Consider the following 11,863-nt stretch of genomic DNA (forward strand, 5'->3'; position numbering starts at 1 on the left):
CTCCTACTCCAGGTAGCCCAGCTCTTGCATCCGCCGCACCAAGTCTGTGTTGCTTTCCATGTCAACTCGGCGAGGAGCGGTGCTGGGCCGGCGCGATTCTGCCCACTCCAACCACTGCCTCAGCCCTTGCCGCAGGCGGTCTAGCCAAGCCTGGGGGGAAAGGGATCCCGGCTCAGAAGGGATCCCGGCCGCCAGCAAGTCCTGCAGTTCCGCCGGATCCTGCTCCAGGTTGTAGAGGCTGGGGCGATCTCCGGTTTGGATCAGCTTGGTCACCCCTTCGTAGAGAGCGCGGCGGGTGTCGTAACAGGCGCGCGCCTGCAGCAGGTTGTCGTTGCGGTTTTCCATGGCGCGCAGGAGAATCTGGGGCGGGAAGGCTTCGCTGAGCACCACTCCCTGCTCCGGATCCTCGCCGGCCAGGGTGCGGCTCAGGCTGAGGCGGGCGATCTCGCGGCGAAGCTGGAGGCTGACGCGGGGGGCGCCGTTGGCTAGAGAAAGGCTGGGGCGGAAGCCGGCTGCTTCCAAGAGAGTATGGAAGAGGCGGCGGGTGGAAACGGGGGTGGCCACGCGCTTTCCTGCTGGAAAGTAGCCGGGGTAGTGCAGGATCAGGGGGACGCGGATCAGCTCTTCGTAAACCACAAAGGCGTGGCCGACAAAGTCGTGTTCCCCTAAGCCTTCGCCGTGATCGGCGACGATGGCCACCAGGGTGTTCTGCTCTAGGCCGGTGTGGCGCAGGGTCTCGAAGACGGATCCCAGCAGGTGATCCTGGTAGGCCACCTCGGCATCGTAGATGTCCCTGAGCACCTGGGCCTGCAGCGGGGAAAGCGGCTGGGGCAGGGGCGCCATCCAGCGGTAGGGCTGGGCGTTATACTCCCGCAAAAAGTCGCGCGCCTCGCGGTTGGTCTTGAAGTAGGGAGCATATTTCTGCACAAAGGGCTCCGGCGGCCAGTAGGGCAGGTGGGGCTCCATCAGGTTGACAAAGCAAAAGAAGGGCGGCGCTTGCCCATCCAACTGGCGGCGGGCCATCTGCTGCAAGTAACCGTTGAGGTCAGCAATGGAGGCAGCCGTGTTGCCCTTGAAGTTCATCAGCCGAGTCCAGAGGGAGGCAAACCAGGGGTGCAGCGCCAGTTGGAAGAGAGTATCAGAGCGGGCAAAGGCGTTTTGCACCGGGTAGGAGAGGCGGCGCCAAAACTGGGTGTAGGCGGCCAGCCAGCGGTTGAGGGGGGTGGGCAAGGGATTGCCTTCGGGGGGGCGGGTGGGCAGGGCCCCGCCGTAGTTGTAGAAGGTGTCAAAGCCGCGCCGCAGTCCGTTTTTCAGGATCCCGACCAGGGGGTTGTTGCAAAAGCCCACGGTGGTGTAGCCGCCCAGTTTCAACAGCTCCGCCAGGGTGGGCAGGGCGGGGCTCAGCTCCAGGTCTGCCTGGACAGTCTGGTGGGTGCTGGGATATTCCCCCGTAAACAGGGAGGCGTGGGAGGGGATCGTCCACTGGGCGGGGGCGATGGCCCGCTCGAAGAGGGTGGATTCTGCCGCCAGCCGATCCAGGTTGGGGCTAGTGGGGACTTGGCGGGCCCGCTCTTCCTCCGACCAGTAGCAAGAGAGACGATCTGCCCGCTGGGTATCGAGCACGATCAATAGAATGTTGGGGCGCTCCCCCTTCGGCATCTCTGCCATTTCTGGAAACCTCACCACAACCCACCCCAGAGGGTTCTTAAACTATCTTGACACGCTCCCGCCGGCCTTTTGGCCCTTAGGGCAGGGTGAGATGGGTTTGGCTGTTGCCTTGGATCCGGATGGTGTTGCTCTGCCAGTCGAGCAGGCCCCTGTCGCCACTCACAGTCAAAGCCTGACCAGGTTGGCGGTAGCGCACATTGCCCAGGGCCTGCAGTTGGGTGGAGCCGATGCGCCAGCGGATCTCTTGGGCCTGCAACTCTTGGCCGGTTTGCAGGGACTCCGTCCCGCCAACGCGAACGGCTTTGGCTTTCACGTTGCCCAGCAGGCGCAGCTCGGTTAGGGGCAGCGGAGCCCGCAACTGCTCGCCGCTGAGGCGCACCCTTTGCTGGGGGGCATCCACCTCGACTGCTCCCAGCGCCTGCACCTCGCCGGCGCCAAATTCCCACAAGAAACGGCGGGCGGCCAGCTCCAGCTCCGGATCCCGATACTTGGCCCGCACCGGTTGGCTCGGATCCCGATTCTCCAGTTGCATCTGGGCTTGGCCAAAGTCGATGCGCAAGCGATCCCCCTCCAGAGATCCCCGGCCGTCCAACAGCTCCACCTGCACCTGGCCCTCGGCTTCGAGGAGGCGCTGTTCCGGCAACCACTGCAGCCGCTCTGCCTGCAGGCGCAGGTTGTCCCGCTCCGATTCCACCTCCACCTGGCCCGTCAGTTCCAGCCGCCGCTCGCCGGGGTAGGCGGATCCCCGCTCGGCCCGGACGCGAATGGCGCGATCCTCTGCGTCGAAAAACTCTCCCTCGATAGACTGCAAATGGGCGGATCCCAACTGCACGGGAGTGGTGCCATTTTCTGGGGGGGACTCGTATTCGGCCAGGCGAGCCTGGAGGCGCCAGAGCAGGCCACCATCGGGTTTGGCCTGGGTGAGGGTGATGTCTTCGTAGATCAACTGGGGGGTGGAGATGGGTGCGGAAGGAGCCTCGGGATCCCTGGCCGGGGGTGGCTCCGGCCCACCACAGGCAGCGCTCAGCAGGGCCAAAACCACTAGCCAACCTAGGATCCGAGAAGAACTGGGCTGCATGGCTCTCTCTCTTGCGCGCTTTCTCCTACCCTAGCTTTACCCTGCCGCTGGGCCGGATGGGATCCCGCTGTGGCATCATCAGGGCAGGGTATTGCGGGGGCAGGTGTGACCCAACTGTTGCAACTGTTCATCTACGGCCTCGTCCTGGGCAGCATCTATGCTTTGGGGGCGATTGGGGTGTCTCTCACGTTTGGCATTTTGCGCTTTGCCAACTTTGCCCACGGGGATCTGATGACCTTGGGGGCCTACTTTGCCCTGACGTTTGTCGGCTGGGGTTGGCCGCTAGAGGTGAGCTGGATCCCGGCGGCCTTGGCGACAGCACTGTGTGCGGTGGGGATCGACCAACTGGTCTATCGCCGCCTGCGCCGGGAAGCGCCGGTGATTTTGCTGATCTCTTCTTTTGGCACGGCCCTGATCTTGCGCAGCTTGGTGCAGATTCTCTGGGGGCCCAACAACCAGGTGTACCGCAGCGGCATCCAGTTGCCCTGGCAGTTTTGGGGGCTGCGCGTCAAGCCGGATTGGGTAGCGATTCTGGTGGGAACGGCGCTGTTGGTGGTGGCGCTGCACCTGTTTTTGCAGCACACGCGGGTGGGGAAAGCCATGCGGGCCATGGCCGACAATTTTGACTTGGCCAAGGTGACCGGCATCGATACGGAGCGGATCATTCTCTGGACTTGGGCCATTGGCGCCGCCTTGGCCTGTGTGGCGGGCATCTTCCTGGGCCTGGATACGCGGCTGCACCCCACCATGGGCTGGCGGCTGCTGTTGCCCGTTTTCGCTGCAGCCATCCTCGGCGGCATTGGTCGCCCTTACGGGGCCATCGCCGGGGGGCTGGTGATTGGCCTGGCGGAGGAGTTTTCTACTTTGGTGCTCAGCCCAGCCTACAAGACGGGGGTGGCCTTTGCCATTCTGGTGCTGTTGCTGATCTTGCGGCCCACAGGGCTGTTGGGAGGACGGGCCTGATGTTGAGCTACGCCATTTTCTTTTTGGTTTTAGTGGGGATCTACGGCGTGCTGGTGCTGGGCCTCAATATCCAGTGGGGCTACGCCGGCATGTTCAACATTGGGGTGGGGGCCTTTTTTGCTGTGGGGGCCTACGCCAGCGCCATTGCCACGACGCCGCCCACCCCTGAGCACCTGGGCGGGTTCGATCTGCCGTTCTGGGTGGGCTTTGCCATGGCGGTGGTCGCCGCCGGGGCGATCGCCTTTTTGATCGGCTTGATCACCCTCAAGCTGCGCTCCGACTACTTGGCCATCGCCACCATCGGCATTGCCGAGATCATCAGCCAAATCCTGAAAAACGAGGGCTGGCTGACCAACGGCGTGCGTGGCATCACCCGCATTCCGCGGCCCTTTCGCGGCTGGATCCCAGGACAGGATACGCTGCTGTACTTGGGCTTGGTGCTGCTGGTCTTGGCGGTGGTTTACTGGCTGAGCGAGCGGGCCTATCGCTCTCCTTGGGGACGGGTGCTGCGGGCTATCCGCGAGGACGAGCCGGCAGCCCTAGCCGCTGGCAAAGATGTGCTCCAGTTTCGTTTGCAGGCATTTGTCCTGGGATCCATGCTCATGGGGCTGGCGGGGGCGCTCTATGCCCATTTTGTCAACTTCATCAGCCCGGAAGCCTTCCAGCCGGAGTTTGCCACCTTCATCGTCTGGGTGATGTTGATTGCCGGGGGCAGCGGCAACAACCGCGGCGCCCTGCTGGGGGCGCTGGTGATTTGGGGCGTGTGGTCGGGCAGCGAATGGTTGACCAACCGTCTGCCGCCCCAATGGGCCACCCGGGCCGGCCCCTTGCGCATTTTGTTGATCGGGATCTTGCTGCAGGTGATTCTTCTCACGCGCTCCCAAGGGCTGTTGCCAGAACGTCCGCCCAAGCCTGTTGTGGCTACTTCCGTTTCGTCTAAGCAGAACCCAGCAGGATAGGATGGGGTCGGCTGCAGCCGTTGTTGACGTGTTTGAGACAACCCAGACCTCTGCCACCATGACTCCGCGCCCCCAGGAAACGGACTCTCCCTTGTCGCCCCACAACCCCGACGCGACAGGCTGCCATCCCGATGCCGGACAGCCCGGGATCCCGACTGCGCCCATCCAGGAGGGCTATGCCTTGCCGGAGCAGTATTTCAACCGCGAGCTGAGCTGGATCGAGTTCAACGCCCGAGTGTTGCACGAGGCTCTGGACGAGCGCACTCCCCTGTTGGAGCGGCTGAAGTTTCTGGCCATCTTCGAGAGCAACCTGGACGAATTCTTCATGGTGCGAGTGGCGGTGATTCGCCGTCAGTTGGAGACGGGTGTGTTGGTGCTGACTCCAGATGGCCTCACACCGCAGCAGCAGTTGCGGCAGATCTCCAATCGCCTGCGCCCCCTGATTCAAAAGTTACACGAGTGTTTTCGGCAGGAACTGGTGCCTAAGCTGGCGGAACAGGGCATTCACATCCGCGATTTTTCCGAGCTGGCCGAACCGGAGCGGCAGGAGCTGCGGGAGTATTTCGACCGCCGCCTGTTTCCCGTGCTCACCCCCTTGGCGGTGGATCCGGGCCATCCTTTTCCCTATATCTCCAACCTCAGCCTCAGCTTGGCGGTGGTGGTGCGGGATCCGGAGACCGGCAAGGAACACTTTGCCCGCGTCAAGGTGCCCAACACCCTGCCCCGCTTTGTGCCGCTGCGGGACGGGGTGAGCTTCGTGCCGCTGGATCAGGTGATCGCCCATCACCTGGAGGCCCTGTTCGTGGGCATGGAAGTGCTGGAGTACTACCCCTTCCGCATCACTCGCGACGCCGATCTGGAGATCCAAGAGGACGAGGCCGACGATCTGCTGGCAGCCATTCAAGAAGAGCTGCGCAAACGGCGCTTTGGCTCGGTGGTGCGCATGGAGATCGCCAAGTCGATGCCCTCTGCCATTCGCCAACGGCTGTGCGAAGAGCTGCATCTGGATGCCGACTCCGTTTACGAGGTGGATGGGCTCCTCAACATGGGGGGGCTGATGGCGTTTCTCAACCTCAACCGCCCTGATTTAAAAGATCCCCCTTGGGGGCCCGTCACCCCTCCCCGCTTGCGTACTGCCTCGGTCAGCGATGAGCCGGTGGATATCTTCTCCGTCATCCGGGAAGGGGATCTGCTGGTGCACCACCCCTACGATTCCTTTGCTGCCAGTGTGGAACGGTTTTTGGAGGAGGCGGCCAACGATCCCCAGGTGCTCACCATCAAGCAAACCCTCTACCGCACCTCCGGCGACTCCTCGGTGGTGGGATCCCTCATCCAGGCTGCCGAGAACGGCAAGCAGGTGGCCGCCCTGGTGGAACTCAAAGCCCGTTTCGACGAAGAAAACAACATCCTCTGGGCCAAGAAGCTGGAAAAAGCTGGGGTGCACGTGGCCTACGGCCTGCCGGGGCTGAAGATCCACTGCAAACTGGCGCTGGTGGTGCGGGAAGAGGGGGGATCCCTGCGCCGCTATGTCCACATCGGCACCGGCAACTACAACCCCAAGACCGCCCGCATCTACACTGACTTGGGCCTGTTTACCTGCGATGAGACTCTCTGTAACGATGTAACAGAATTGTTTAACCTGCTGACGGGCTATTCGCGGCAACGGCACTTCCGCAAGCTGCTGGTGGCCCCTCGCACCCTGCGCCAGGGGATGGAAGCCTTGATCCGGAGAGAGATGCGCCATGCCCAAGCCGGCCAGCGGGGACGCATCATCGTCAAGGTCAACTCCCTCACCGACCCGCGCATGATCCAAGTGCTCTACGAGGCCAGCCAGGCAGGGGTGGAGATCGACCTCATTGTGCGTGGCATGTGCTGCCTGAAGCCAGGGATCCCGGGCCTGAGCGAGCGCATCCGTGTCATCAGCATCATCGGGCGCTTCTTGGAGCACTCCCGCATCTTCTACTTCTACAACGGCGGCCAGGAAGAGTACTTCATCGGCAGCGCCGACTACATGACCCGCAACCTGGATCGCCGCGTCGAGGTGGTAACCCCTGTAGAGGATCCCCTGTTGCAGCAAGAGCTGAAGGCGATCTTGGAGATCTGTCTGACGGATAACCGGCAAGCTTGGGAATTGCGTCCCGATGGCACCTACGTACAGCGACAGCCCAAGCCGGGAGAGCCGGTACGCTCCACCCACCAACGCCTGATGGAGCGGGCCGCCAGCCGCCTTTAGCCCTCACCCCCGGTCCCCTCTCCCTCTGGGAAGTTGGCTTAGGAGCGAGGGGTTTGGGCAGCTTCGGCCTCTTGCTCGCCCAGGGCGATCACCTGCTCGGTGGCCTGCAGCGAAGACTGCAAGCTCTCCAACTTTTGTCGGCTGGAGCGGTTCAGCCCCGCCTCAATGCCGTTCACCAAGAGCTGATCCAGAGAGAACCAACCGCCGCCATTGACGGCAAAGGCCAAGAAGATGGCCGCGTAGATGGCCGATAGCTCCAGGTAAGGAATGCTGAAGCCGGCCACCTTGATGTGGTGAAACATGGCCACCGCCATCGTGGCCACCAGGCTCAATGCGGCGGGCCGCGTGAACAGGCCCAGGGCCACCAGGGGAGCTGCGATCAGTTCAGTGTAGGCGGCTACATAGGAGAAAAAGATGGGGAACGGCAAGCCGATCACTTCCACATAGGCCGCCGCAAACCCTTCGATATCGGCCAGCTTGTCGAGGCCGTTGTGAATCATGAATAGCCCCGCCACCACCCGCAAGACGGTCCACCCCAACTGGGACCACCGCGGAGGAACGCTGTCGTGACGCAAAACCGAGACGAGCAGCACGGGAAACTGCTGAGTGAGTGCCATGAGATGCAACCTGCAATGCAAAGATGCTAACTATTGTAACGATTCTAAATTTCTGTAACAAGACCAGGGCGGGATCCCCTGTCCTTCGGAGGCCGGATCGTCGGCCATTGGGTTGGGGGTGGGCGCAGCAACAGAGGGGATCCCTGCCCCCGCAGCGTCGCTTGGACAAGATGCGCCCGAGCCGTTCTCGAGTGCCTATCCTTGTGAAGTGTTGGCGCAATTCTTCTGGCAGACGATCCCTGTCTTTAGCTAATCCGCCGTTCGCGCTAGCGGGACGTAGTCCTGGAAGCCCCGCTCTGTACCCCCCTATATCCCAGCCCCCCAGTCCCCCAGTCCCCCCGTATACGGGGGGATATAGGGGGGCGAGGGGATATATGGGGCGGGCCGGTCAGAGTCGGGATGAGAGGCGGGAGCGTTCAACAGGTACAATGCATTCATCATGAGAACCGCTTACCAGTACCGCTTGCGGCCCACTGCTAGCCAAGTCGCCCTGATGGGTGAGTGGCTGGAGCTGCTGCGTAAGCAGTACAACTATCGCTTGGCAGAACGGTTCAACGGGTGGGAGCAAAATCGCTTTCCCTCAGATGAAGCAGGACTGTATCCGGGGAAAGTTTATCCATCTGCCCAAGATTGGGCCGGTCAAGCTCATCCAACACCGTCCTTTGCCGGACGGCTTCGTGATTAAAACGGCCACCATCACCCGCAAGGTGGATGGGTGGTACTTCACCTTGAACCTGCAGGATCCGTCTGTCCCGGAATGGAGCCCTGACCCGCCAACGTGGGAAAACACGATGGGGATAGACCTGGGGCTAAGCTCTTTCTTGGTCACCGATGAGGGTGAGGTTATCGAGGTTCCTCAGTATTACCGTAAAGCGCAAAAGCCCCTCAAGCGGCTGCAACGGTCTGTATCGCGCAAGCAGAAGGGGTCAAACCGCTACCAGAAAGCGGTCAAGAGGTTGAGCAAGGCGCATCAGAAAGTAGCCAACCAGCGCCGGGATTTTCACCACAAAGTTGCTCATCAGCTTTTGCAAGACATATAGCCCATGAGGCGCTGAACATCAAAGGTCTGGCAAGGACAAGGTTGGCCAAATCTATCGATGACGCCGGTTGGGGTGAGTTCCTGCAAATCTTGGCAGCCAAGGCTGAAAGAGCTGGGCTGTTGACGATTGCAGGGGATCCAAATGGCACGAGTCAAGAGCGCTCGGGGTGTGGTCGAGATGTGCCCAAAAAGCTGCATGAGCGGTGGCACGATTGTCCGCACTGTGGGCTGAGTATTGGCAGGGATCACAACTCGGCGAGGGTCATCAAATCCAGAGCGGTGGGGCGTCCCGTTCTTCAAGCTCAGGAAATGTCCTGCTATCGGGCAGGAGTCACTGGGAAGCCTGCACTCTATGCGTCAGCATGGGTGCGGGAGTACGTCACGGAGAAAAGCAGGCCATGATGCGCATTTCTATTCAGCCGGAGAGCGGGATCCCTGGCTCAGTCCAGCTCTTCAACTTGCTCTGTTTTGGCATTGCCTGCGGGCAATTTCCTCCCGGCTGTCGCCTGCCCAGCACCCGTCAGTTGGCCATGCAGACGGGCCTGCATCGCAACACCATCCACAAGGTTTACCGCCAACTGGAGGCCATGGGCCTGGTGGAAACTCGCGCCGCCTCCGGCATTTACGTGAGCGGCACTGCTCGCCAGGCGGTTAACCGTTCTCGCGGTCTCAGCAAGAACCTGGATCGATCCAAACAGGCGCTGGAGCAGGTGCGTCAGGGCATCGATCAGCTTCAGCAGCAAGGCTTTTCTCTGGAGCAGGTGCGGGATCTGCTGCTGGCCGAGATCGACTGGCGGCTGCGCTGCAGTGCTCAGGTGCTGGTGTGCGTGCCCCGCCGAGACTTGGGCACAGGACAACTCATGGCTCAACAAATCCAACAGACTTTGGGCATCCGGGTCCAGTTGGTGCTGTTGGAAGACCTGGCCGCCGTGCTGGATCAGATCCATTCCGGCACTGTGGTGACGCTGCACTATTTTCTCAGCGCCGTCGAGGCCATTGCCCAGCCGCGGGGGGCCCGTGTGCTCCCGGTGGAGGTGTCGGATTACGCCCGCGAAATTGCCCTGATCCGCCAATTGCCTTCCCACGCTTGTCTGGGGCTGGTGAGCATCAGCACTGCCCTACTAGAAGTTGCCGAGGTGATCGTCCAAAGCTTGCGAGCAGACCTGCTGGTGCTGACAGCGGTGATTTCCGATACGGAACGGGTGGGATCCCTGATTCGCCGCGCCCACACCCTCATCTGCGACGAGGCCAGCTACTCTACCCTGCGCGCTCTGGTGCGCCAAGCCCGATCCGACCTGATCCGCACGCCCAACCTGGTCTGTGCTTCCCCTCACATCGGAGAAGCAGCCATGGCCAAGCTGCAACAGGAATTGGGCGGGATCCCATGAGCAGCAAGGGCGAGAAAACTCCTTTTGTTGCAAGCAAGCCATTTCGCGGATGACGGGCTGTGCAATGTCGTGCTTAAGTGGAAATACGGTAAAAAACCATCCTGATTTGACTCATCACTAATCAGTCTTTACACGTATGGTGATCCTCGACTACGCCTCCGCCGACCACGACCATGTGGCGGTGACAAAGGAAGGGTTTTGGGAGGCCATCCGCTTTCAGGATTATTTCTACGCTTTTAACCGCAGCTTTGCTCGGCTGCAGGACGCTATCGCCAGTTGCCGCCGCGAGATGGATCGCGGCTCCTTGATCAGCATTGTGGTGGTGCGCCCTCCTAGGTTTGAGGTGTGGTCGCGGGTGGGATCGGAAGTGCCGGTTTTGCCGAAGCAACTGTTGCAGGGGGGTTCTTCTCAGCCAGCGGCACCGTCTCCCTCCCCCCGCAGGCGAGTCTTCTGGCGCTTCTGGGAGCGAGCTGCTGAGGTCTCTAGGGTCGATGCCGAGCTGCCTTCAGCGCGATCCCTCTTCTACCGGGGCGCTCGGCCTTACAACGCTCTACAGGCCTAAGCCGGAGTAGAGTTGCGGCTCGGATTTCCCGCTGAGGGGGCAGGAGGGCTTCAAGTGCAAATTCACGTCCTCCTCTTCCAGCAGTAGGGGCACCCGCTCGGCCACTTCCAGGCCAAATCCCTTCAGGCCGCTGATGTGGCGAGAGGTATTGCTGATCAGGCGCATCTTCCGCACCCCCACATCGCGTAGGATCTGGGCGCCAATGCCGTAATCCCGCAGATCCATCGCTGCTGGCGGCCCAGTTTCAGCTAGCCCTAGATCTTGGCGAGCATAGGACTTGATTTGCTCGATAAGGCTGAGCTCTTGCCGGCGCAGGTACACCAGCACCCCCTGGCCCTGGTGGTCGATCATCTTCAGGGCGGCGGTCAATTGGCGGCGACAGTCGCAGCGCAGGGATCCCAGCGCATCCCCCAGGGGGCATTCCACATGCACCCGCACCAGGACGGGCTTGGCGGCAAATTGGGTCGGATCCCCCTTCACCAGCGCCAGGTGTTCTACCTGGTTAAGGGTGTCGCGGTAGCCGTAGACCTGAAACTGGCCAAACTCCGTCGGCAAAGTGGCGATAGCCCCCCGGTGCACCAGCCGTTCGGTGCGCAGGCGGTACTCGATCAGATGGGCGATGGTGATAATTTTCAAATTGTGCTGACGGGCAAATTCGATCAACTGGGGCAGGCGGGCCATCGAGCCATCCGGGTTTTGGATCTCGCAGATCACCCCTGCCGGGTACAGCCCGGCCAACATGGCCAGATCCACCGCCGCTTCCGTGTGGCCGGCCCGTTTGAGCACCCCGCCCTCCCGCGCCCGCAGCGGAAAGACATGCCCAGGGCGGCGCAGATCTTCCGGTCGGGTATGGGGATGGATGGCCGCCTGGATGGTGCGAGCGCGGTCGGCAGCGGAAATGCCTGTAGAAACCCCTAACTCTGGCCCGGCATCAATGCTGACGGTAAAAGCTGTCTGGTTGCTGTCGGTGTTTTGCCCCACCATCAGCGGGATCTTCAGCTCGTCGAGGCGGGATCCCTGCATGGCCAGACAGATAAGGCCCCGCCCATAGGTGGCCATGAAGTTGATCACCTCTGGCGTGGCAAACTGGGCAGCACAGATCAGATCCCCTTCATTTTCCCGGTTTTCGTCATCGACCACGATGACCATGCGACCACACTTGAGGTCCTCCAGGGCTTCGGGGATGGAGTGAAAGATGGTTTCTGTCTCTGCCGGCAAAGTGGCACTCATGGAAAAGGGGAGGCGAAAAAGGGAGAGGAACCCTCGAAGATCTATGCTAGAGCAGGACAAAGGGCAGGAGAGAAGCCGAAACAGACAGCCGCCCTTGACCGCACTGCTACTGGGCTGGCTTCCGCG

General features: G+C 61.6%; 9 protein-coding genes and 1 pseudogene. 6 read left to right on the forward strand and 4 right to left on the reverse strand.

Translation table 11 applies throughout. The features are described 5' to 3' along the window. Positions 1–3: 3 nt before the first annotated feature. Together ACVWXC_RS01405 and lptC are read right to left on the reverse strand one after the other, a co-directional pair. The gene (locus ACVWXC_RS01405; RefSeq protein WP_457390684.1) at positions 4–1,668 is read right to left on the reverse strand and encodes a sulfatase; all 1,665 of its coding nucleotides are present in this window, start codon (positions 1,666–1,668) and stop codon (positions 4–6) included. 76 nt (positions 1,669–1,744) lie between these two features. Continuing rightward, complete coding sequence (gene lptC, locus ACVWXC_RS01410; protein ID WP_457390682.1) at positions 1,745–2,746, reverse strand: LPS export ABC transporter periplasmic protein LptC; 1,002 nt, start codon at positions 2,744–2,746, stop codon at positions 1,745–1,747. A gap of 105 nt (positions 2,747–2,851) precedes the next feature. Here lptC and ACVWXC_RS01415 point away from each other — a divergent pair, with 105 nt between their 5' ends. From ACVWXC_RS01415 to ACVWXC_RS01425, 3 genes are read left to right on the forward strand one after another with little or no spacing between them, the layout of a single operon-like run. Beyond that, positions 2,852–3,709 (forward strand): branched-chain amino acid ABC transporter permease, encoded by an 858-nt coding sequence (locus tag ACVWXC_RS01415; RefSeq protein WP_011431273.1) that lies wholly within the window; start codon positions 2,852–2,854, stop codon positions 3,707–3,709. Then, entirely contained in the window at positions 3,709–4,668 is a 960-nt protein-coding gene (locus ACVWXC_RS01420) for a branched-chain amino acid ABC transporter permease (RefSeq protein ID WP_011431272.1), read from the forward strand. Before ACVWXC_RS01415 ends, ACVWXC_RS01420 begins: the two co-directional genes overlap by 1 nt. Position 4,669: 1 nt before the next feature. Then, the gene (locus ACVWXC_RS01425; RefSeq protein ID WP_240527329.1) at positions 4,670–6,901 is read left to right on the forward strand and encodes an RNA degradosome polyphosphate kinase; all 2,232 of its coding nucleotides are present in this window, start codon (positions 4,670–4,672) and stop codon (positions 6,899–6,901) included. Between the two features lie 38 nt (positions 6,902–6,939). Here the strand turns inward: ACVWXC_RS01425 and ACVWXC_RS01430 are convergent, their stop codons facing one another. After that, a complete protein-coding gene (locus ACVWXC_RS01430) occupies positions 6,940–7,518 on the reverse strand; it encodes a DoxX family protein (RefSeq protein WP_041438584.1) in 579 nt (192 codons plus the stop codon). A 439-nt stretch (positions 7,519–7,957) separates the two neighbouring features. Between ACVWXC_RS01430 and ACVWXC_RS01435 the strand changes: the two are divergent. From ACVWXC_RS01435 to ACVWXC_RS01445, 3 genes and pseudogenes are all read left to right on the forward strand, one after another. Continuing rightward, positions 7,958–8,959, forward strand: a pseudogene (locus ACVWXC_RS01435) (RNA-guided endonuclease InsQ/TnpB family protein). Continuing rightward, on the forward strand, positions 8,959–9,945 hold the full coding sequence (locus ACVWXC_RS01440; protein WP_457390778.1) for a GntR family transcriptional regulator: 987 nt from the start codon (positions 8,959–8,961) through the stop codon (positions 9,943–9,945). Before ACVWXC_RS01435 ends, ACVWXC_RS01440 begins: the two are co-directional and overlap by 1 nt. 136 nt (positions 9,946–10,081) lie before the next feature. Then, positions 10,082–10,507, forward strand: a complete 426-nt coding sequence (locus tag ACVWXC_RS01445; RefSeq protein ID WP_011431268.1) for a hypothetical protein — start codon at positions 10,082–10,084, stop codon at positions 10,505–10,507. On the opposite strand, the gene ribB is transcribed toward ACVWXC_RS01445, so the two are convergent. Next, positions 10,496–11,737, reverse strand: a complete 1,242-nt coding sequence (gene ribB / locus ACVWXC_RS01450) for a 3,4-dihydroxy-2-butanone-4-phosphate synthase (RefSeq protein ID WP_457390679.1) — start codon at positions 11,735–11,737, stop codon at positions 10,496–10,498. The genes ACVWXC_RS01445 and ribB overlap by 12 nt on opposite strands. Positions 11,738–11,863 lie beyond the last annotated feature (126 nt).

The sequence above is a fragment of the Thermostichus sp. OS-CIW-20 genome (assembly GCF_054061455.1).